At 65.8% G+C, this 22,702-nt stretch carries 16 protein-coding genes; 3 read left to right on the top strand and 13 right to left on the bottom strand.

Annotated features, from left to right (window positions below; genetic code table 11):
* Positions 1-245: 245 nt before the first annotated feature.
* The 8 genes from AAC077_RS19475 to AAC077_RS19510 form a co-directional block, all read right to left on the bottom strand.
* Positions 246-2,942, bottom strand: coding sequence for a hypothetical protein (locus tag AAC077_RS19475; RefSeq protein WP_339773349.1), 2,697 nt, complete (start codon positions 2,940-2,942; stop codon positions 246-248).
* Positions 2,942-3,988: a serine protease gene (locus AAC077_RS19480; RefSeq protein WP_339773352.1), complete on the bottom strand. Its 1,047-nt coding sequence runs from the start codon at positions 3,986-3,988 to the stop codon at positions 2,942-2,944. Before AAC077_RS19480 ends, AAC077_RS19475 begins: the two co-directional genes overlap by 1 nt.
* A 5-nt stretch (positions 3,989-3,993) precedes the next feature.
* Positions 3,994-5,967: a caspase family protein gene (locus AAC077_RS19485; protein WP_339773355.1), complete on the bottom strand. Its 1,974-nt coding sequence runs from the start codon at positions 5,965-5,967 to the stop codon at positions 3,994-3,996.
* 163 nt (positions 5,968-6,130) lie between these two features.
* Entirely contained in the window at positions 6,131-6,694 is a 564-nt protein-coding gene (locus tag AAC077_RS19490) for a type 1 glutamine amidotransferase domain-containing protein (protein WP_339773358.1), read from the bottom strand.
* A gap of 439 nt (positions 6,695-7,133) precedes the next feature.
* A complete protein-coding gene (locus AAC077_RS19495) occupies positions 7,134-8,588 on the bottom strand; it encodes a patatin-like phospholipase family protein (protein WP_339773361.1) in 1,455 nt (484 codons plus the stop codon).
* A 42-nt stretch (positions 8,589-8,630) separates the two neighbouring features.
* Positions 8,631-9,956 carry a HAMP domain-containing sensor histidine kinase gene (locus tag AAC077_RS19500; RefSeq protein WP_339773364.1) on the bottom strand — a complete coding sequence of 442 codons (1,326 nt, stop codon included), beginning with the start codon at positions 9,954-9,956 and terminating at the stop codon, positions 8,631-8,633.
* Positions 9,953-10,648 (bottom strand): response regulator transcription factor, encoded by a 696-nt coding sequence (locus AAC077_RS19505; RefSeq protein ID WP_339773367.1) that lies wholly within the window; start codon positions 10,646-10,648, stop codon positions 9,953-9,955. Before AAC077_RS19505 ends, AAC077_RS19500 begins: the two co-directional genes overlap by 4 nt.
* Positions 10,641-11,858 (bottom strand): trypsin-like peptidase domain-containing protein, encoded by a 1,218-nt coding sequence (locus AAC077_RS19510; protein ID WP_339773370.1) that lies wholly within the window; start codon positions 11,856-11,858, stop codon positions 10,641-10,643. The genes AAC077_RS19505 and AAC077_RS19510 overlap by 8 nt, the downstream gene beginning before the upstream one ends.
* A 224-nt stretch (positions 11,859-12,082) precedes the next feature.
* On the opposite strand from AAC077_RS19510, the gene AAC077_RS19515 reads away from it, so the two are divergent.
* A complete protein-coding gene (locus AAC077_RS19515; RefSeq protein WP_339773373.1) occupies positions 12,083-12,703 on the top strand; it encodes a hypothetical protein in 621 nt (206 codons plus the stop codon).
* Positions 12,703-14,787: a caspase family protein gene (locus AAC077_RS19520; protein ID WP_339773376.1), complete on the top strand. Its 2,085-nt coding sequence runs from the start codon at positions 12,703-12,705 to the stop codon at positions 14,785-14,787. The genes AAC077_RS19515 and AAC077_RS19520 overlap by 1 nt, the downstream gene beginning before the upstream one ends.
* Positions 14,788-14,884: 97 nt before the next feature.
* Here the strand turns inward: AAC077_RS19520 and AAC077_RS19525 are convergent, their stop codons facing one another.
* Positions 14,885-15,868: a ParB/RepB/Spo0J family partition protein gene (locus AAC077_RS19525; RefSeq protein ID WP_339773379.1), complete on the bottom strand. Its 984-nt coding sequence runs from the start codon at positions 15,866-15,868 to the stop codon at positions 14,885-14,887.
* On the bottom strand, positions 15,865-17,067 hold the full coding sequence (locus AAC077_RS19530) for an AAA family ATPase (RefSeq protein ID WP_339773382.1): 1,203 nt from the start codon (positions 17,065-17,067) through the stop codon (positions 15,865-15,867). Before AAC077_RS19530 ends, AAC077_RS19525 begins: the two co-directional genes overlap by 4 nt.
* 626 nt (positions 17,068-17,693) lie before the next feature.
* On the opposite strand from AAC077_RS19530, the gene AAC077_RS19535 reads away from it, so the two are divergent.
* Complete coding sequence (locus tag AAC077_RS19535; RefSeq protein ID WP_339773385.1) at positions 17,694-18,704, top strand: RepB family plasmid replication initiator protein; 1,011 nt, start codon at positions 17,694-17,696, stop codon at positions 18,702-18,704.
* A gap of 35 nt (positions 18,705-18,739) precedes the next feature.
* On the opposite strand, the gene AAC077_RS19540 is transcribed toward AAC077_RS19535, so the two are convergent.
* From AAC077_RS19540 to AAC077_RS19550, 3 genes are read right to left on the bottom strand one after another with little or no spacing between them, the layout of a single operon-like run.
* Positions 18,740-19,150, bottom strand: coding sequence for a GFA family protein (locus AAC077_RS19540; RefSeq protein ID WP_339773388.1), 411 nt, complete (start codon positions 19,148-19,150; stop codon positions 18,740-18,742).
* 60 nt (positions 19,151-19,210) lie between these two features.
* On the bottom strand, positions 19,211-20,674 hold the full coding sequence (locus AAC077_RS19545) for a hypothetical protein (protein WP_339773390.1): 1,464 nt from the start codon (positions 20,672-20,674) through the stop codon (positions 19,211-19,213).
* On the bottom strand, positions 20,641-22,230 hold the full coding sequence (locus tag AAC077_RS19550) for a CHAT domain-containing protein (RefSeq protein ID WP_339773392.1): 1,590 nt from the start codon (positions 22,228-22,230) through the stop codon (positions 20,641-20,643). The genes AAC077_RS19545 and AAC077_RS19550 overlap by 34 nt, the downstream gene beginning before the upstream one ends.
* Between the last annotated feature and the right edge of the window lie 472 nt (positions 22,231-22,702).

The following is a 22,702-nucleotide window of genomic DNA, read 5'->3' on the forward strand; positions in this document are numbered from 1 at the left end:
TTCGGTGGGCTGGACGTTCTCGCCGGACTTGTCCTGCGCCAGCGCGGTGATCGGTGTCATCGCCAGGGCGGCGGCGCTCACCATCGAGAGAAGTTTGGTACGTGTCATCAGTCGAAATCCTTTCGGTAAAAAAGTGGTAATCGTGGGGTAATTGATTGGATCATGTCAGCGTAACTGCGCGTTTTCCAGACATTTTTTATGACAAACACCGTCAGGAATTCCTTACCTCGGGGGCTGTCGCGCCATTATTCTTGCTGCGGTTGAACTTCGGCCAGCGACTGGCTCAGAACCCAGCCAAAGACCGCCTCGTCCACTGCGCGCAGATGGTCCTCGGCCGGTTGACGGGCCACGTCGGCGCCGCTGCTGGCATAGCGGTCATAGCGGTCGAACCACAGCGCGTTGGACTCTGCCATATCCAGATAGGCCGCCTGCGGCTGTGCCTGATCGTGAAAGAACACGGCGCGCTTGCGCAGGGTCTCGGCCATGGTCTGCCCGCCCTGATATTCGGGATAGGGCACAACCGCGACCGCGCGGTCATAGGCCTCGGCGGCCAGATCGGTCAGCCCCATTTGCGCCAGGATATCGGCGTGCTGCGTGTGCAGGCGGGTGGCGTTGGCGGGCGTCAGCCGCGCCATCATTCCGGTCTGCCCCAGCGCCTCCTCGATCACGGTGCGCGCCTCGTCCAGCCGCCCCTGATAGCTGCGGACAAAGGCCTGGGCAAAACAGACCTCGGCCCAGTAGAGCGGTCCCCATGTCGCCGGATCGCGGGTGGCATAGGCCTGTGCGATGATGCTTTGCGCCAGCTCGGGATTGCCATTGCCCCAGACCAGCCAGCCATAGGACACCGACAGGAACGCCGCCGTGCCCTCCTGATGCCAGGGTGACCGGCGATAGCTTTCCAGCGCGGCGCGGGTCAGCTCTGCCGCCTCGATCCGGTCGCCCCGCCGCGCCAGCGCCGAGGCATAGGCGAACCGCGCCGCCACGCTCCACTGGTGTTCCTCGGGCAACATCGACGCCAGCGACCGCAGATGGAACGCCATCGTCTGAAACCCCTGTTCGGTCAGCATCGCGTCGGGGTCGGCGTTCAGGGCAAACATCTGCGTGCTGACCAGCGCCAGCGCCCGGTCCGGCGTCGCCTCAAGCTGTTTGGAATAGCTGTCGACAAAAGCGCGGGCGCGGTCCAGATCGTCCAGTTCCAGCGCCAGGTTCAGCAGCCCCAGCCCCAGGATCACGCCCCAGGGGTCGGTCGTGACCCGCGCAAAATCCGCATCGGCATTGTCGAAATAGACCTTGCGCGCGCCGGTCATGTCATGGCCGTAAAACGACTGTGTGGCGCGCAGCATCCGCACGTTGGCCTGTATGATGTCGGGCAGATCGTCCCGCGCCTCAAGCCGCGCCAGCGGTGCCAGCGCCAGATCGGCGTCATAGATACGCGCATACAGCATCAGCAACGCCTCGGCGAAATCCGGTTGCCACGGGTCGGCCTCCAGCCCCTCGTGCTGTCCGTCCGCCAGCGCCGCGCGCACCCGTTTCAGTTGCGCCTGCCCGTCGCCCACGTCCCCCAGCAGCGCCGCGATATAGGCGCGGTTCAGCGCGGCCATCGCGGCGGGCAGTTCGCCCTTGGCTTCGGCCCGCTCCAGCACCAGCGTGATCTGCGCAAAACGCCCCGCCAGAACCGCCGACACCACATCATCGCCGTCGGCGGTGACAAAGATTTCGCCGGGACGGTCCAACCCCAGCTCGGCCGCATAGACAAAGCGGGCCGGATCGACCAGCGTCTTGTCCATCTGAACGGCCAGTTCCTGTGCGGCGGGGTTGTTGGCCGACCGTGTCTGGCGCACCGCGACATAGGCCCGCTCAAGCGCCTCTTGCGCAATCAACGGCGCGCCCATCCTGTCGGCGGCCACCCAGATCACCTGTTCCAGCGTTGACCGCACCGGGGCGAAATCGTCGCCCTGCCCGTCGGGCAAGGCGTCCATTTCCCCCAAGGCCGCCTGCGCGGTGCGCATCGCTGCGGGGAAATCGCCCTGAAGGTTGTGAATGCCCGCAAGGTTCTGCGAGGCCCAGAAATATTCCGGCGTGCCGGGGGCCTGCGTGCGCATGAAATCCATCCGCGCCTGAAGGATCGGGACCGCACGGTCAAAATCGTCATTGTCGGCAAAAATCCGGCCCAGCATCCCGTAAAGAAGCTGGTATTCCGCCATGTCCCCCTCGTCCGAGTTTTCGATAAACGCCGCGACATGGCGGGCATCGGCCAGCAATTGCGGATCGTCATGCGACGCTCTGCGGCGCGCCTGAAAATCCAGCAACCACAGCCGCAGATACAGCCCGTCATGCCCGCCGGGCCGGTCCAGAAACCCGTTCAGCAGATCGCGCCGGATTTCGGCTGCATCGGGGGCAAAGGCGCGGGTGGCGGCCTGGGCCAGCAGATAGGCGGCCTCGGTCACGTCGCGGCCATCGACCTGCGTGCCCGGCTCCAGCCCCAGCGCCACGAAGCTGCGCAACACCGCTTCGGCGGCGGTGTAGTCGTCCATGTAGTACAGCGCCCGCCCCAGCAGCAGCATCGCCTCGACCCGCATCGCACCGTCATGCTCCGCCGGCGTGTCCAGCGCGATCACCATGGGGGCGGCCACTTCGGCGGCCTGTTGGAAATTCCGCATCTCGATCGCCAGCCGAAGCACCAGAAGATCGGGCACCCAGAACCCTTTGTGATCGCCCATGAAATCGGCGTATTTATCGACCTCGGCGTTCAGCGCATCGGCGGCGGCCATGGCTTCGGCGCGCTGGCCGGCAAAGAAACGGCTTTGAATCGCCTTGGACTGGTCCAGGATCCAGTCCGCATAGCTGTCCGGCGTATGGGTCTGCGCCATGGCAACAGGGGCCAGCGTCGGGACCAGCCCAACCGCCAGCACCAGCGCCATGATGCAGACCCGCGCGCCCATCAGTTCGCGTTAATCGTCTGGTCCAGCCACGGCAGGTAATTCGACACCCGCGTATAGGCCGAGAATTGCGCCGTCTCCAGGCAGGAATGCGTGGCCTGATTGCTCAGCCCCCAGCTGACGATGCCCGCCTGAATGAACGTCCCGTCCTCAAGCGGCACCACCAGCGGCCCGCCGCTGTCACCCGAACACGACCCCTTGCCGCCGCCAAAGGTGCCCGAGCAGATCATGTTTTCGGTCATCGGTTCGCGGACATAGGTGATCAGCTCCTGCCAGACCTTTTCCGCCTCGTTGTCTTTCAGACCAAACGCCTTGGCGGCATAGCTCAGCCCTTCGGCGGCGGCCTTGGCGCGGCCTTCCAGCATGACCTGGTTGCACTGGTCGCGCGACAGCATCTGGATCTCGGCCTGACGCATCACATCGGTGCGTTTCGCGCCCTCGATCAGACCCCAGCCGGTGACGACCGTGCGCACGCCGGGCTGGTCCAGCAGGTCACCAAATTCGGCATCCGGCACCTTGATCGTCTGGTAGGGCACATTGGGCGCACGGGCCAGTTTGATCAGGGCGATGTCATTGTCGAACTCGGTCCCTTCATAGCCCGGATGGCGATAGATCGCCTCGACCGGCACCGCGTCGCCCTTGCCTTCGGCAATCTCGTTGGTGCCGACCAGCACCGAAATCGCCTGCGGGGCAAGGTCACGGTAGACGCCGTTGGGGTCCTGCATGTGGATGCAATGCGCCGCGGTCAGAACCCAGGTGTCCAGCACCATCGACCCGCCGCAAAACTGCGCGTCCACGGTCTGGGGCTGGCCCGCGATCAGCAGGGCCACCTGCCACGGCCACGCACCTTCGGCGGCCTCTTCGCCGCCAATCACACGGCCTGCGCTGTCGGCATCCTGTGCGGCGGCGGCCGCTTCGGCCTTGGCGCCGCTTTCGGCATAGGCAAAGGGCGAGGCTTGGGCGGGGGGTGTTTCGGGCAATTCCAGCGTCTGGGCGTTCAGCGCCAATGGCAGGGCCAATGTGGCCATCACTGCGGGTAGAAATCTCATTTGGGTCAGTCTCCTGTTTGAAATGGGGTCAGGGTCAGGTCCAGCCGGTGTACCGACAGATCCGCGCCCTTGGGTTTCAGTGAAAATCCACGGCTTTGCGCCGGATCGGTGACGCTGGCCATATATTCGGCCACGGCACCCATGCTGCTGGCGGGCACCCCGCCACCGCCCAGAAAGGCCAGCGTGGTGCGCATGCTGCCGGGGTCGGCGGGGACCGACACGACGATCACCTGTTCGTGCAGCACCGCATCGGCCACCAGCGCAAAGTCCATTTGCTGGCTGCCGCCTGCCTCGATCCGGTTGGACAGGTTGCGGGTGGGCCACAGGGTCGTGATGCTGTTGTCGGCGTTGATATACAGGACCGTCACGTCCTGCATCCCGCCGGTGGAGTTGTCATAGCGCAGGCCCAGCACGTCGCAATTCCGTGCGGTGGCCCGTCCGGTCACCGGCTGCGGCGTGCCGTCGGGCGAGGCGCATTTGCCGCCGCGCATCCGCCCCGTGGTCAGGGTAAAGCCGACGGTCGGGCCGGTGGGACCAAGGGCAAAGCCGGTCTTGACCGTTCCCCGCCCCATCTGCGCCAGCGCCTTTTCCAGCCGCAAGCGTCCCACCGCCAGCCCGATGCGCTGCGCCAATGCGTCGGCATCGCCCGCGCCCAGCCGGATGCTGGTGCCGTCACCGCCCGCATCCAGCACGCCATCGGGACCGATCAGCGCAAATTGCGCCCCGTCCCAAACCACGCGGTGCGACGGGGTGGCAGCGTCCAGCGGCACGTCCACGCGGGCGGCCAGCGCGTCAAAACCGTAAGGCAAATGCGCCTGCGCCTCGGTGCTGAAATTCAGGGAAATCGAGGTGTCCAGCGCGCGGTCGGTGATCTGGGCATAGGTCACCTTTTCCGTCGGGAAGGGGTCCAGATACCGCAAATCCGCCTCGGTCGCGCGGGCTTCCGTCACCTCGGCCTGACCGGCGGGGGTGTCGTCCAACTGCCCCGCGTACAGCGCCACGATGGACCCTTTGGTCACGCCACCCAGCAGCCCCGCGCGCAGGGTCTGGCCGTCGACCTGCATCCGCAACAGCCCGGGCGCATCGCCGCCGATCACCGGCGCACCGGCCAGCGGCCCCTCGACATCAGGCGTCTGCGCCGCCTGCCCGCCTGCGGTCCGCATCCGCGCGGCGGCGGCTTGGACAAGGGCGGTGTAGGTGATGTCGGGCACCTCTTGCATCACCGAGGTCAGCGCACGGGTGAAATCGCCGTGCCACAGGCGCGCATCGCCAACGGGATATTCAAACGCCCGCTGGTCGGATTGCGCCGCATAAAGAAACACGTAATCACCTGCGGGGGCCTGGCCTTGCCCCACCGCATCGCTGACCTGATCGTCAGGCAGGCCAAGCTGCGCGGGCGTGATGTAGCGGGCCGCCGCGTCCCCATCCGGCCCCGCGCGGAAACCGGTGCCGGAATGGCAGGCGTCCAGGATCGCCACCAACTGCACCCCCCGGGCTGCGGCCTGTTCGGTGAAGGTGCCGAATTCGTCGTCCAGAATCGCGTTTTCCACCGCCCCCATGCCGCCGTTCCAACCGCGCGTGTCGCGGGGCAGGAAAATCTCGTCCATGCCGCCGCCCTCGTCGCCGTTCAGGTCGGGGGCCTGCGCGCCGTGGCCCGAGAAATAGAACACCACCGTATCGCCCGCGCCCGAAGCCGCAATCGCCCCGCCCAAAGCGTCCAGTATCGCCACACGGTCCGGCACCCCGCGCACCGCGCCATCCGGCACCCGCGCCGCGTCGTCCGACAGCACCGTGATCGCCGCCGCCGCAACACCGCGCCGCATCAGCGTGTCGGCCATCAGACCCACGTCGTTCACCGGTCCCTGCAAATCCGCATCCAGATACAGATAATCCCCAACCCCCACCAGAACCGCACGGGTTTCGGCGTGGGTGCCAAGCGGCCACAGGGCCAGCAGCAGGGGGATCATACGGTGCAACATGATCCAAAGATTACGAAGGGGAAGGCGTTCCGTCTACGGCTCTGATCAATCCTAACAGCGTTTTTCATCTGTCCGGCCAAGCCTCTGGCCCGAAAACACAAAAGCCCCCACACCATCGCTGGCATGGGGGCGCGTGTTCACACCTTAAAGGCGAGTAGAGCGCTTAGGCCGCAACGTCGCGGCTGTGTTCGCCTTCTTTCACCTCTTCGATGATCTTGGCCACGAACGCGGGCAGATCGTCGGGGCTGCGCGAGGTGATGATGCCGTTGGAAATCGCCACCTCTTTGTCCACCACATTGGCCCCTGCGTTCTTCAGGTCTGTGCGGATCGAATGGTACGAGGTCATCTCGCGCCCCTCGACCACGCCCGCCTCGATCAGCAGCCACGGCGCGTGGCAGATGGCGGCGACGATCTTGTCGTTTGCGACGAAATCGCGGACCTTTTGCACGGCTGTTTCATCGGCGCGCAGGATGTCGGGGTTGATCTGACCGCCCGGCAGGACAAGGGCGATATAGTCATCGACATTCACGTCCGAAATCTTCAGATCGCCATCGACGCTTTCGCCCCAATCGCTTTGATCCCAGCCTTTGATCGCCTTGCCGTCCAGCGTGGCGACGTGGACCGTGGCACCGGCATCGCGCAGCTCTTTCAGCGGCACTTGCAGCTCGGATTGTTCAAAACCGTTGGTGGCCATGATCAGGATTTTTGCATTGTTCATATTGGGCATTGGGTGATCCTTTCCTCAGATATGTTCGGCAGGTCGTTGCCCGCCGTTTCTAAGGGTACAACCACCGCCCCCCGCCCTGCGTTCCATGGCATTTGAAACGCGGGCGGGAAACAGCCCAAGTGCCAATGCACCATAAGCTTGCACATTCCACCCGCGCGGAATCAAGGCCGCAGGCCGCCGCGCATCGCCGGGCCGCCCGCCGGCACGGCGATTTGGCTGCTGTTGCGCAAGACGGATATGTCGGATGTGCTTGGCTGCCATAAAGTGCCAGTCACAGAGGTCGGATCGCCGCACCACGGCCCGACGATGCGCGGCTTCGCGTTCCATTTCAGAAGCCCGCTTCGTCCGCCATGAGCCGCCATTCACGACGGCCATGATCAATGTCCCGAAACAGCCGGTCGTCTGTGCAAGCTTATGGTGCATTGGCACCAAGGCACCGTCAGTTGCCCGGCGTGATCCGCCGCGCCCCGATCCGCCGCGCATCCGCAGGGGCAGGCACCGCGTCTATCGCGCGCAGGAAGCCGTTGAATTCCGGCGTCAGCCGCGTTGCCTGTTCGCCCGCCGCAATCACCGCGTCCACCTGTGGCGTGTCCAGCCGCAGGCGCGTGGGGATCTGGTTCAGGTCGTCGCGCTGGTCATTGTCCAGCACCTCGAACGACACCTGCCCCACGAACAGCTTCACGTCCTTGCAATCCCACCCCGCCAGCGACCCGCGCAGCGCCCGGACCCGCGATGCGGGCAGGCTGCACCGGTATGCGATCAGATCGTCGGCGTATTGGTCCAGCGTCAGCCGCAGCACGTCATAGCCCACGCGCGTTGCGGCCCCCATGGACGAATTGGCGATCGCCATGCCCAACTGCACCCCGCCCGGACCGCGCAGCCGCTGGTTCCATTTGTAATCCTGCTGCACGCCCGCGTTGGCCACCAGAAACAACATGCGGTTCACGCGCACGGCCTGTTCCTCGGTCATCGGGCCATAAGCGGTCTGCGATTTGACCCGCGCCACCGACAGGCCCGTGGTGCCGAAATTGTCGGTGATGGCCCCGTCCAGCAGCTTGACCAGCTTGATCTTGTCGGGGTCGCGGTAGGTCTCCAACGCCTTGCCGTAAGCCCGCAGCGCCGAGGTGCTTTCGGGATTGAACCGCGCCGCGGTCAGCCAGTCGGGTTCGGAATAATCGCAGCCCTCGCGGTGCGCGGCCAGGGTGATCGGCGCAAACACCAGCGGAAAGGCGGCCGAGGCGGCAACAGCCTCGGACACGGGCAGATCGGCCAGGTTCGAGCACAGCGCGTCAAAGGTTTCCTGCGAGAACAGGAACGGCGTGTTGTTCGCCACGTCCGACGCGTTGATCCACGTGGTCGCGTGCCCCTTGGCCCACAGGTCGCGGAAGGTCGCCTTGTGCAGAATGCTTTCGTCCAGGAACCGCGCAAAGGTCTGCCGCCCGTTGGCCCCGCCCGACAGCCCCTTGACCAGCGTCACGGGGTTCCACACGGCGGTGGCCATGTATTTTTCGGCGTTTTTGATCAGGTATTGCTCGCGGTAGACATCCAAGCCCCGCGGCCCGTGCAGCCCGTAATAGGCCGCCGTGACCGACCCGCCTGACACGCCGGTGACCAGCCGCACGTGGCGCAACAGCCCGTCGGGGTTCTCAGACGTTCGCGTGGCATCGCGCAGCGCCTTCAGCATCCCGTAGGAAAACGCCGACGCCCGCGTGCCGCCGCCCGAAAACGCCAGCCCGATGAACACATCGTCGCGGCCCGTCACGTCACCGCCAAAGTCAGGTTCCTGCACCGATCCGGGATCTGCCAGATAGGGGTTGATCGGCGGGTTCAGCGCCGAACAGGCCGCAAGAACCATGGCGCAGACCAGCGCCGTGCAAAGCCGGATATGAATCATGTCAGGCGCCCCCAAGCGCATGTGGAAAAATGGATTAAGCAGCTATTCCTGCGCGGAAAAGTGCAAGGCTTCGACTTCGATTGCAAATCCTTTTTCGGTGGCGGGCGCACGCGGGATAGCCCCGTGGCGCAGCGCAATCGCCCGCACCAGTGACAGGCCCAGCCCGTGCCCCGGCTGCGCGCCCGTGTCATGACCGCGCGCGAAGGGCGTGAACAGTTGTTCGCGCAGGGCATCGTCCACCCCCGGCCCGTCGTCCTGCACACGCAGGCGCACCAATGCGCCGTCGCGGCGGACGGTCACGGTGATGGTGTCGCCGGTGCGGGTGTATTTCAGACCGTTTTCAATCAGGTTCGACAGCAGTTGTGCCAAGAGGTGTTCATCGCCCAATATCTGCGTGTCAGGGTCGATTTTCGTGGCGATCGTACGGCCCTCTTCCTCGGCCACGGGCTGGTACAGCTCGACGATACCCGCCGCGATCTGGCCCAGATCGACGGGGTGCAGGGTGGTGGTGTTGCCCGCCTCGGCGTCCATCTGCGCGATGCTTAACAGGCTGTCGAACAGCCGGATCGTGGCGCGAATTTCGTCGTCGAGCCCGGCGCGCGCCACCGCGTCCAGATCCAGCGCGTCCAGCCGCGTGCGGATGCGGGCCAGCGGTGTGCGCATTTCGTGGGCCACGGCGTTGCCCAGCCGTTGATGCGCGTCGAACAGATGCGCGATGCGGGCCAGCATGGCGTCGATATGGTCGGCCAGTTCGGCGTGCTCCGACCCGCCCGCGCGCGGCATCCGCAGGCCAAGGCCCCCTGCCCCGCCGACCTGCGCCAGCGCCGCGTTCATCCGCGCCGTACGCCGCTGTGCCTGCCGCGCCACGCCCCATGCGGCGGCCAGACCGGCAAACAGCATCGCCAGACCAAAGGCGGCAAAGACGCGGCGCATCTGGCCCAGCGTCTGTTCCACCGGCAACAGGCTGACCCCCACCAACAGGCCAAAGCCGCCGCGCAACTCCTGCGCGCGGGCCAGAAACGGGCGCCCGTCGATCTGCACCTGTTGCGGCGTGTCCTGCACCGCGATCCCATCGGGCCAACCGTCCAGATTGCCCGCCAGCACAGCGCCCGCACGGTCGGTCAGCACATAGACGCTGCCCGCCGGATCGCCGCGCGTGCTGCGATAGGCGATTGCTTCGCGCAGGGCCACGATGCGGCGCTGGTCATAGAGGGCGGCAAAACCCTGCGCCTCGGCCAGCAGGCGGGTTTGCGTTGCCTCGACCAGTCGCGCGCGCAACTGCGATTGCAGCACCAGCACCCCCGCCACGGCCATCACCAGCGGCACCAGCGCCACCAGCGCGACCGAGCGGAAGGTGCCGTTCCTCATGCCCCCTCCGGCCCGAACCAGTAACCCGCCCCGCGTGCGGTGTGAATCCACGCGCGGTCGGTGTGCTGTTCCAGCTTGCGGCGCAGACGGCCCACATGCACGTCGACCACATTGGTTTGCGGGTCAAAATGCAGGTTCCAGACGTGTTCCAGCAACTGCATCCGGCTGAGCGGAGTGCCCGCATGGGTGGCGAAATACATCAGCAGTTCGAATTCCTTGGGCGACAGGGGAATGTGGTCCTGCCCGTGATGCACCGTGCGCGCCTTGACCCGGATTTCAAGCCCGTCGAAGACCAGAAAATCGTTGTCTGTCGGCTGTGCCTTGGTCCGGCGCACCAGCGCGCGGATGCGGGCGCGCAGTTCCTCGGGGGCAAAGGGTTTGGCCAGATAATCATCCGCCCCCCGGTCCAGCCCGTGACTGCGGTGGCCTGCGTGCGCCAATGCGCTGACCATCAGGATCGCGCCGATGGTGCCGGCGTGGCGCAGTTCGGCCAGCATGTCGATGCTGTCGCCGTCGGGCATCATCCGGTCCAGGATCGCCAGCGGGAACTGCCCTGCCTTGGCGGTGGCCAATCCTGCGGCGCATGTTGTCTCTAACACAGGCGAATAGCCCAGTTCGCTGCACGCCTCGGCCAGCGCGCGGGCCATGTCGGTGTCGTCTTCGACGATCAATATGCGGTCTGTTTCAGTCAAAGCTTACCACCTCTTTGTCCAGCACGTTGGCACCGCTGGCCAGACGCAGCGCGGGGCCGTCCTCCCACGGGTCCAGCAGGTAATGCCGCGTCGCCCCGTCCGGCAATGAGATGCGCAGCAACACAGGCTTGTCAAAGGTATAATCGCGGGTCCACCCATCGGGCAGATCGGCAATGGCGGTGCCGTTGATCGCGACAATCCGGTCGCCCCCCGTCAGCCCCGCAAAGAACCCCGCGCCCTGATTGACCACGGCGCGAATGGTGCCGTCCGCGTCCAGGGCCAGCCCCATGTCGGTCAGCTTGTACTGATCGCGGCGCTGCACCTGTTGCGGGGTCGCGGGGGTGATGTCGGACTGGGCGGATGTGCGCGAAATCGCCAGTGTCAGAGCCTGATTTCCCCGCCAGACCGTCAGCCTCATATGCGTGCCGCCCTGTGCCAGCGCAAAGGCCAGATCGCCCGGCGTGGTGATCGCATGATCGTCCACCATGGTCAGAATATCGCCCGCCATCACACCGCCCAGATCGGCGGGCGTGTCGGGCTGCACCTGTTCCACCAGCGTGCCGGTGCCGTCATAGCCCAAGGCCGCCTTGATCCGTGGCACCAGCGGGCGCAGTTGCACGCCAAGCGGGGGATATTCGGGCAGCGCACCGTGCGCGACAAAGTCAGCCACATCCGCGACCGGCACGGCGTAAGCGATGCCGACAAAGAAGCGCGAACCGTCACTGATACGGGTGTTTATGCCCAGAACGTCGCCTGCGGCATCCACCAGCGGCCCGCCGCTGCTGCCGGGATTGACGGCTGCGGAATGTTGCAGATAGCCCACGGGCTGCGTCGGGTCGATCTGCCGCGCCAGCGCGGACACGATCCCCTGGGTCAGGGTGAACGCCGCCTCAAGCGGGGCGCCGGTGGCGAAGACCCCCTGCCCGACCGCAACGCCGGACGCAGGCTGCAACACCGTATCATGCGGCGTGGCCAGTTGCAGGACCGCCAGATCGCGCTGTTCGTCCACGGCGATCACCGTGGCGTCGATGCGCGTACCGTCCTGGGTCACCGCCACCACTTGCGCCGCCTTGCCGACCACATGGGCGTTGGTCACCGCGCGGTCGTTGCGGCCAAAGACAAAGCCCGAGCCAAGGAAACGATCCCGCCCGTCGGCGCTGCGCAGCATCAGGGTGGCGTCCAGCACACGGGCGGCGGCTTGTGGGGCCATCTGGGCCGTGGCAAGGCGGGGGAATACGCCGATGCACAGCAATAAAGCCAATAATATCAATCGCATAGAATATCTTTCATCAATGTCATTCCAATCTAAACCGGAATCCCCGCCCGTTCATGTGAAAAATACCGTCATGAAAATGCGCCCGCTTGGCAGGTGGGCCGCACATCGCTAACTTTACCATAATTCCAAACCAAAAACCCATTTCCAAGGATGCTCAGATGACCCGTTTTACCGCCCTGACCGCTGCCCTGATCCTGTCGGCCCTGCCTGCGCTGGCCGCCGACCCCGCCCCACTGAAACAGGCCGAGGCCAGCCGTGTGATCTATGACACCGGCGTCGCCACCCGCGATCCGCTGCTGGTGCTGGCCGCCGCCAAAATGCGCCGGGGTCTGGGCCTGTCCCCCACCGACCGCATGGCCGAGGATGGCACCCCCGGCGACGGCGCGCTGGATGCCGATGCGATGCTGGCCACCGCGCGGGATCTGGCGGCAGGCGACGACATGATGCTGGGGCTGATCGACGACGTGGCGTCCGAAAACACCAAGGGCGTGGTCAGCGGCCCCGTCTACAACAACGCGCGCATCGGCGGCGGGCAGACCGACACATACCGCGCCGTGCCGTTCGAGGGCGGCACCTATGCCGAGATCTACGTCGAGGCCAAGGGCAGCAACGACCTGAACCTGAAGGTCACCGACGATCAGGGGCGGCTGGTCTGTTCCGACACCGACGCCAGCGCCATCGCCTATTGCGGGTGGAGCCCGCGCAGCACCGGCGATTTCACCATCGCCGTGCAGAACGCCAGCGGGGGCAGCGCCGATTATGCGCTGATCACGAACTGATGGGACGCGTCCTGCTGCGCCCCGCGCTGACCGCCCTAAGCTTGCTGGCCCCCCTGCCCGCGCTGGCCGAAAACTTTGCGCTGCTGATCGGCGCGTCGACCTATGACAACCTTGAGGAACGGTATTGGCTGCAAGGGCCTGCCAACGACGTGGCGCTGGTGCGGACCTATCTGACGGACAGCGCGCCGGTGCCCTTTGCCGCCGACCACGTGACCGTTCTGGCTGATGGCGTCGAGGGCGCGGGCGCACCGACATTGCAGGGCATCCGCGACGGGTTTGCCGCGATGGCGGCGCGGGTCGGTCCGGGCGATTTCGTCTATTTGCATTTCTCGGGCCACGGCACGCAGGCCCCCGCGCTGCACCCCGAAACCGAGGAGGACGGGCTGGACGAGATGTTTTTGCCGGTCGACATCGGGGCCTGGGACGACAGCGTCGGCAGCGTGGAAAACGCGCTGGTCGATGACGAGATCGGCGTGCTGATCGGCAGCCTGCGGGCCAAGGGCGCGACCGTCTGGGCGGTGTTCGACGCCTGCCATTCCGGCACCGTCACCCGCGCCGCCCCTGCGGATGGCGAAGAGGTGCGGATGCGCAAGCTGGACCCGTCGGCGCTGGGTGTGCCCGACGCCGCCATGGCCGACGCCGAGGCAACATCGCGCGCCCTGCCCGACCCGCGCGCGCGCCCCGCCAGCCCGGTCGAGGGCGGCGAAGGCGACGGCGCGTTCATCGCGTTTTTCGCGGCCCAGACCACCGAGACGACGCCGGAAAAACGTCTGCCCCGTGGCGCGCCCGGACGGGTGTCGCAGGGGGTGTTCACCTATACGATTTTTGAAACCCTGGCCGAAAACCCCGGCGTGACCTATCGCCAGTTGGGTCAGGAAGTGCTGCGCAAATACGCGGTGCAGAACCTGGCGCTGTCGACCCCGATGTTCGAGGGCGATCTGGACGGCTACGTGTTCTCGGGCGAGGCTGGGGAGCAGATCCACCAGTGGCCGGTGCGCGAGGGGGCCTTTGGCCTGACCCTGCGCGCGGGGCAGTTGCAGCACATTGTTCAGGGCGAGATTGTCGCACTGCTGCCCACTGCGGCCAGTGCGATCGGCGATGCCGTGGGCTATGCGCAGGTGACGCTCACCGACACGTTCACATCGGAACTGGAGCCGGTCGCGCATGACGGCCTGCCTGCACTGGATGTCGCGGAGGTGCCGAAGGGCAGCTATGCCCGCAAGCTGGCCGATGTGGTCGATTTCACCCTGCGCGTGGCGCGGCCGGATGGGGATGTGCCCGCCACAGTGACCGCAGCGCTGGACCTGCTGGAACAGGACGCGGGCGGTCGGCTGGTGCTGGTGCCTGCGGGGGCCGATGCCGATGTGCGGCTGGCGGTGATGCCCGACAGCACGCGGCCCGATGCCATCTGGCTGTTGCCCGGCACGGGGTATTTCGAGCCGTCCAAGGCCGCGCAAACGCCCTCGGTCGGGACCACAGACCGGCAGCCCGCCGAGGTGGCCGCGCTGATGCAGGATTCGCTGACCCAGATGGGCCGCGCCATCAACCTGCTGCGGATGGGCGGACAGTACCGCGACACCGACCTGAACGTGGACCTGCGCCTGCAAACCAAGACCCGCCAACAGCGCGATCTGCGTGATCTGGACACGGTGGCTGTGCCGGTGCTGGTGCCCGACGATCAGGTGCACGTGCTGGCGCAGAACAACGAGGCGTTTCCGGTGGACGCCAACGTGCTGCACATCGGGTCGGATTACGCGATCACCCATTTCTACAGCGGGCGGCTGCACCCCGGCGACACGCTGAAAAAGGGGCTGTTCCGCATCACCGACGACGCCTTTGGCCGCGACCGTGTGGTGGTGATCCTGACGCCTGCCGAGCCGCAATCGGCGGTCGAGGATCTGCGGTTTCTGGGACAGTCTGCGGTCGAGGTGATGCGCGGCAACGACCAGTCCAGCAGCTTTGCCGCGTCGCTGCGCAATGCCGGTTTCGGTCAGGTCACACGGGGGGCCGTGGCGCTGGAAGATGACAGCGGACCGGCACCTGCGATCCTGCAATTCGACATTGATACGGTGGCGGGAAACTAGGCGGGCAGGGGGCGGATTTTCGGGAAATTGCCCATGGGCAATTTTTGCCCGCCCCCCCTGAAATGGAAAAGTTGCCCATGGGCAACTTTTTCTAAGGTCAGCTTTTCTTGCGGTCTTCCAGCACCCGTTCAAAGCCGAACCGCAGGGCATCGTCGGTGATGTCCGCATCGAATTCCAGCACGATCGAGCGGCCCTTTTTGCGCATGGTCACGCCCTTGACGCCGCCCGTGCGCACGAAATGCCGTTCATCCACGGCACGCGGTTTCGGCACAGAGGCCGGGCGGGCCGCCCCCTTGAGCCGTTTGATCACCTCGAACCCGTCCAGCGTGGTGCCGCGCGCCTGTTCGCGGATGATCGCGCGGGCTTCTTCCAGCACCAGCTGACCGGTTTCGGGCCGCGCCAACAGCGGCTTCAGATCGCGGGCATGGCGTTCTTTGATGTCGCGGATCGAGGTGAACGCCTTGACCACGTCGCCGGGCAAATCCGCCAGCGCCAGGTAACGCGACAGCCACGGTGGGCTGACCTCAAGCCGGGCGGCCATCGCCTTTTGCTTGCCGCCGTAATAGCGTTTGATCGCGTCGGCATAGTCAATCGCGCGCTCGTAATCCGAGATGTCCTCGCGGTCGCGGTTTTCGATGTCGGCCAGGCGAAACGCCTCTTCGTCGGTCAGGTCGCGCACGTCGATCAGGTATTTGAACTGGGTGTAATTGTTCGCCCGCAGCCAGCTGACGGCAAAGTGCCGCCGCGCGCCGCAGATCACCTCGTAGGCGTCCCCCTTGCGGCGCACGATGGCGGGAAATTCCTGACGGCCCTGAGCGCGGATGCCGTCGATCAGGTCGCGGCAGTTTTCTTCGGTCAGCAGGTCATAGGCGCGGTTGTGCCGGTCCCACATGACGCAATCGGCGGGGTCGACCCAGCGCAGCGTTTTCTCTTCGATTTCGCCGGTGACGTGATCGGCGATGGTGGTTGACCGTTTCAGGAACCGGCTGCCGCGGGCCACTTCGGCGGCGGCGGGCGCGGGTTCCGGTGCGTCGAGGTTCCCCAGAACATCATCATACAGGGCGTCGTGTTTCTTGCTCATAACAGTCCTTCCTTGCGCAGATCGGCGTGGTGGCTGGGCCATGTCTTGCGGATCAGCAATTCGATCTCGCGGTTGACAGAATCCAGATAGGCCCGGCAGCGTTTATGTGTCTCTGTGCGGGTCGCAGGGCCTGTTATTTCATAGACCGTGCCCAGATCGGCGGCGGCGTTGTCGAACTCGGCGCTGTCTTTCAGAACCGCGCTCATCATGTCCATGGGGAACACCGCGTCCATCATCCGCTTGATCGCGGTGTGGGCCGATTTGTTGTCGTTCATCTTGGTCGCCAGAATGCGCAGGAACGCATAGTCGCGGGGGCCACCGGCGGCGGCCAGTTCCTTGAGCGTGGCACCCATCATTTTCAGGAAATGCGCGGTGCTGCCAAAGTCGATGTTGTTGGGCGGCGCGGGGATCACCAGCGCGTCTGCCGCACGCAGAACCGACAGCGACAGCATCCCCAAGGCAGGGGGCGGGTCCATCAGGATCACGTCGAACTGATCGCGGATCGTGGCGATGCCGTCGCGCAGACGGTCCAGCACGAACGACTGTTCGCGCACCATCCGTGCGGCGAATTCATATTCGGCGTCATACAGCCCCAGGTTCGCGGGGATCAGCGCGATGCCCGGCCAATAGGTCGCCCGCAGCGCATAGTGCAACGAGGTCGGGCCGCCGTGGCGGAAGAACGGGTACAGCGTGTCCTCGTCCTCGTCCACGTCGACATCGGGGTTCAGGCCGAACACCGACGTGGTGCTGGCCTGGCTGTCGCAGTCGATCACGCAGACGCGGTAACCTTTCAGCGCCAGGTATTGCGCCAGATGGCAGACGACGGTGGATTTGCCGACGCCGCCCTTGAAGTTCTGCACCGCCAGCACCAGCGCCTCGTCACTGTCGGCGCGGTGGGGCAGGGTGCCGAACAGCGCGCGCATCCGGTTGATGTCGGCCAGCTCGTATCCGGTGCGGCGGCCGGTTTCGGGGTCTTTGTCCGGGGCGGGCAGGCGGCCATCGTCCTCGGCGTCGCGGATGGCCTTTTCGCTGCGGCCCACCATCTCGGCGGCGCGGCGCACGGGGAACCGCAGGTCCAACTGTTTCTCGGTGCCGGGGGCATAGATGCGGTCGCGCAGCCGGCCGATCACGGTGTCGGCGCGGCGGGCGAGGTTTTCTAGGTCTTCCAGACGGACGCGGGGAAGGGCAGGGTTGTCCATGACGGCTCGCAATACAATGAGGATGCGCCGAATCATGAACCCTTGGGGCCAGATGGTAAAGTGCGAAGTTTCACGATAGACGCCCGAAAAACCGCAAGCTGGGGGTTCAGCCGTCAAAGAGTGGAAGTTTGCGTGTATCACCGGCCCAACACCATCATTCTACAGGGGTTTCGGCACGGTGCACCCGATTTGTAAGCTTTGGGTTACCGGTGCGTGCGGTGATCTGTCGAAACGCGCAACACCCCACAAAAATCAAATATGAAAAACCCTGTCTGGTTCTGGATTCTTATAGTTCTTGTTCATGGAGGGTAATATGCTGAAAACACGCCTAAAACAGGCTCTACGCTTACATATCGGGGCCGCTTGGCTTACGGCTGGGGGTGGGTGTTCTTACGTCTTGGGGCCTGTCGGCTTACGGATCGGGGCGGTGCGAAACCTTACATATCGGGGGGCCTCCCGGGGGGGTGAAAAAGGCCCCATTTTCTGCAACAATTCCAGTGTGATGCGAATCGGGTGCCTGTTTTGACCCGAATCAAAGCTTACGTTTCGGGTGATTTACCAATCGGCCCTTTCGTGATAGCTTACACGACAACAACTACAAAAGTAAGTTTGAGCAGGTAAGTCCAATGGCGAAGGACGTGAAACCCAAACCCGTTCGCACGGTCGAAGCGCGGCCCAATGCCGACACGCTGGTGAAACCCGGTGAGCTGGTGGACCTTGTCGAGGTCACACCGCTGACGCTGGCCGACCGGCGCATTTACAACCAGCTTCTGGAAAACGCCTGGGATGCCATCGACAAGCCGGTGACCCATGTGATTTCCAAGGGCGATTTGCGCGGGTCGCACAATTCCAACGACCGTGTGGGCGAATCCATCGAACGGCTGATGGCCTGTATCGTCAAGGTGCGCATCACCCGCGACGGGGCGCCCGCGATTGAGCGGGTGCAGTTGCTGGGCGGGAACATCGAATCCAGCCGCCGCGACGGGTTGTTCGAATATGAAATTCCCACCCGTCTGCGCAAGATCATCAAGGACAGCACCGTGTTCGCCCGCCTGCAACGCGAGGTGATGTTCGCGCTGTCGTCGAAATATGCGCTGACCCTGTACGAGATGATCCAGAAACGCGGCAAGCTGCGGTGGCGGTCGTCGGAACGGTTCAGCCTGGAGGATCTGCGCGGGATTCTGGGCGTGCCCAAGGGCAAGCTGACCTCGTGGTCGAACCTTAAGCTGCGGGCGATCGAGCCTGCGCTGGTCGAGGTCAACGCGCTGAGCGATTACGTGGTGTCGGTCGAGCCGATCAAGACCGGGCGGCGGGTGACCCATGTGGAACTGCGCTGGTGGGCCAAGGACGCCAGCGGCACGGCAACGGCTGAGCGCGAGTTGCAGTTTTCCAAGGTCGGGCGCAAGCAGCGGACGCAGGGCGATACGGTGCCCGCGCGGCCCGGCTGGCTGGAGGCGCGGGGGCAGGCGCTGCGGTCGGAGACCTACGAGACGGCGCGGCTGCGGCATCCGGGGTTTGACATTTACCACGTCGAGGGGGAATGGCGGGCATGGGCCAAGGACCGCGCACCGGCAACAGACCCTGACAAGGCGTTTCTGGCGTTTTTCCGCACGTTTGCAGAGCGCAATCCGCTTTGAGGGTTGGGTGACACGAAGCGGCGCAGGATAAGCGCCTAGCCCGGAAGGCCGTCCATCCTTGGGATGGCCTCCAGATCATTGTCCCAGGTCGCGCGGTCGGCCATGCAGATATGCGCGGTGGGCCGCAGGTCGATGGGGCTGTCCAGGCATCCCGCCGGCACGACAACAAACCCGCCGTCCGTCTGAGACATCGGCAGCGCCGCGCCGCAGGTGCTGCAAAAGCTTTTCGCATGGCGTGAGCCGGGCAGCGTGAATGTACTGATCCGGTCCGTGCCTGACAGCCAGGTGATCGTTGCCTTGGACGAAAACAGGTTTGCCGCATGGGCCGTGCCTGTGTCCTTGCGGCAGCGGCTGCAGTGGCACAGGAAAAAGCTTTCGAATGTGCCGGATATGCGGAATGTCACCGCCCCGCACAGGCACTGTCCGGTGGTCAGTTGGTCGTTCATTCATGTTCCTTTCGACAGGGATGCACAGTGCCGTCTGGCGTTGCGCGTGTCACTGTGGCCTTAGGGCTGTTGCAGGACAATCGTGCACAGCTCGATCCCCACGACCTCTTGGCACAGGCCCGGTGGGGGCGGGGTGCCGTCGGGGGGCTGGGCGGCCACGTCGAACCCGTCTGCGATGGTGATGTCGGCGGTGGCGCGCAGGGTCTTGCCTTGACCCGCCACTGACGCGCCGGCCTGTGCCGTGGCGCGTTGCACGTCGCGCATGTATTGCCAGACCTCGATCCCCGCCACATGCGCCAGATAGCCGTGGCCCGCGTGGTCAAAGGCCCCCACCAGCCGGCCGGCCACGTCCACCCGCACGGCGGCGGCGATGCCGTCGGTGTCGAACACCGCGCGAAAGGCGTTGGCCAGCGCGATGTGGTCGACGGGTCGCCCCTCGGCCACGGCGATGTAGGATTGCAGCTCGACCAGCTCAACCTCGGCCATGGCGCGCACATCCGCGTCCAGATCGGGCAGGGCCAGCAGCGCCTGCACCGTCTGCGCGGCGCGGGGCCAGTCGCCTGCGATCCGGTAATCGTTCACGGCAAAGCTTAACGCCCGTATCTCGGCCTGCGCGTCCTGCGGGGCCAGCCCGTCAAGCCAGCGTTGGGCGGTGGCGCGGCGCGACGCCGATCCGCCGGTGCGGTCGCTGTTCACCACCATGTCCAGCACATCCGCCACCATCTGCGCGTGCCCCGCATCGGCGACCATTTCGGGGCGCAGGGTGGGGGGCGTGACGTCGGGCACGGACAGGTCGGTGATGATCCGGTCGAACACGGCGCTGTCGTCCTGTCCCATACGCCCGCTGATGACGGCCAGCAGGGACAGGGTCGACAGGTTGGAAATGCGCACCAGCGGTTCCTGCGCCAGCACCTCGGGCAGGTTCAGCCCGATCAGCAGGCTGCGTGCCTGATCCAGATCGCCCGCGTTGAACAGATCCGCCGCGTCGCGGGCCACTTCGGTGCAGTTCAGAAAACCGGGGCTGTCGCTGACCGAGACCGGACCCGCCAGCCAGCCCTGCAACTGTGTGGCATAGTCCCCTTCAAGGTATGTCGCGGGGTCCACGGTGACGCGGTCCAGATCGGCGCGGGCCAGATCGGGGCGGCCGAAATAGGCATAGGTATAGGCGCGCCAGATGCGCACGAATTGCTGCATCTCGGGGGCGTTTTGCGCCACGGTCAGGGCGCTGTCATACAGGTCCAGCGCGCGCTCGGCCTTGCACAAGCCGGTGGCGATCAGGCTGGCGGTGACGACCATCACCTGCGCCCAGTCGGGGTCCAGCGGTCCCTGTGCGCGGGCGGCACGCAGGGCGCGGGTCAGCTCCACGTCAAGGCCAAGGCCACCGCTTTCGTCCAGTATCCTGTCCACGTCGCTCAGCAGGTCCGCCGGGCTTTGCGCCTGCACCGGCTGGGCCAGCGTCAGCGCCAGCAGCGCGGGGATCAGCCGCCGGATCATCGGTTGCCCACCACAAAGAACGGCGCCCATGCGACGGGGTGCGACAGGCTGGGGTCGCTGGTGTCGTCCATCAGCGCCAGCATCGCGCGGCGCATTGCCTCGGCCTTGCGCAGGTCGGGGTGGGCGCGCATTTCGGCAAAGGCGGATGCCGTCAGGCGGGCGGCGGCATCATCGCGCACGGGCCAGTGGCTGACCAGCAGGGCCTGTGCACCTGCGGCAAAAAACGCGCGGGCCAGCCCCGACAGCCCCTCGGCCCCTGCGCCATCACCGGCGGCGGTGTTACAGGCCGACAGCACCACCCAATCTGCGGTCAGCGTCAGCCCCGCAACCTCGCCCGCGGTCAGCAATCCGTCATCGGTGCCGGTGATCGTGGCGGGCGGGGTCAGCGCCAGCGCGGGTTCGGCCAGCCCCTGCAATTCGCCCGCGATCAGCCCGTGGGTGGCAAAGACGATCACGTCGCGGTCGCTCAGGTCCATGGTGTGTAGCGTGGTTTCGGAGGCATCCGCGCCCAGCAACACCTGCGCGCGGCCTTGGTCAAAGGCAGCGGCGATGGCGCGGACCTCGCGGCGGGTGCCGGGCAGGGGGGCAAGCTGGCTGACATCGACGGTGCCGGTGGCGGCACGCACCACGGCGTCGGTGCCCTGGCTGCCGGTGAACACCGGATCGCCGATGGCCAGCAGGGTGGTGGTGGGCAGGCCGCTGTCAGGCAGCGGGGCAGGGCGGTGCGCCCGCGCCGCGCGCAGGCTGACCGCGGATGGCAGCATGGTGATGGCATGGTCGCGCAGCATCCAGCTGGCGCGGCGCAGCATGTCGGGGGTCGGGTCGGTGCCCGCCTGCGCCGGATCGGTCAGCAGGGTCGCAAAGGGCATCCCGATCCACGATTTGTCCGCGACGATCATCAGGTGGGGGTATTGCGCCAGCTCGGCCTGAAAGGGTGCGAACAGCCATTGGTACAGGATCGCCGCCAGCCGCGTGTTGAAGGGCTGCGTGGCGGTGGGTGCATCGTCCAGCGCGGCGGCGGCGCGCAGGGTGCCGGTCAGCCCCATGGTGTCGCGGTACATCGCCACCAGTTCCACCGCGTCGGAGTGCGTCACCGGCAAGCGGTGCCACAGCACGTGCCGCTTGGAGATCAGCCAGAGCGTCAGCCAGTTCTGCCCCTGATGCATCTGGATCAGCGCCTCGTCGGGGTCGAGCAGCGCCTGCGCCTCGGCAATGGTCAGCGGGTCGGGGGCGACGATGTCGAGGTAGGCGGGAAACCCCTTGGCCAGCGCCTGATCGTTGACGCGCAGGGCGACGTCCAGTTCTTCGAGTCGCTGACGGCGGGTGGCGTCGTCCAGCGCGGGGTCGGCGCGGGTGCGGGCGATGCGTTCGACCAGATCACGGCGGGCGATGGCCAGCGGCTCCAGCCCCTGTTCCTTGGCGGCAAGGCGCAGGGCGATCTGTTGCACCGCCTGTGCAGCGCCCGAGTTTTGCACGGTCTGCGCCATCTGGAACATCAGATCGGTGCGCTGCAAGGGCGTGGGATCGTCCTGCGCGCGCAGCGGCAGGGGCAGGAACAGGGCACAGGCAAGGATCAGGCGCAGCATGGGGGGATTGTTCGCGAGGGCGGGTTGAGGGGTCAAGTGACAAATGCGGTTTGGTGAGGGGGGAATGGGGGGCTTGCCACTGAGGGCAGCGCCCGACCGCGGGTGGGCATCACGACGCCCGTGACTGCCACTTTATGTCTCGGCTTTGGCGTGGGGTTTTTGGATCTCAATACGGTGAGGAAGCGCCCGCCCATGGGGCGGTCGGGCGCTGCCCGGCGGTGCTACGCACCTTGACTCCGGGCTTTGGTGGACAGCAGCAAAGTCCCGCGCGGTCAATTTGTCCTGCCCCTAACGTGGCGCACGAAAATCTGCGGACAGCTTGTCCGCGACGGGCACATTCGTGTCTGACGGGTCTGGCGTCGGACAAAATGTCCTGACACTCTGCCCGCGAATACGGTTGGGCGCGCCCAGCCGCGCGGGGGAGGGGGCCAGTCTCGCATGGTCGATTTATGGAGCGGTCTGGCGCAAGCCT

Origin of the sequence: uncultured Pseudosulfitobacter sp., assembly GCF_963976325.1 — a bacterium.
Taxonomy (GTDB): Bacteria; Pseudomonadota; Alphaproteobacteria; order Rhodobacterales; family Rhodobacteraceae; genus Pseudosulfitobacter.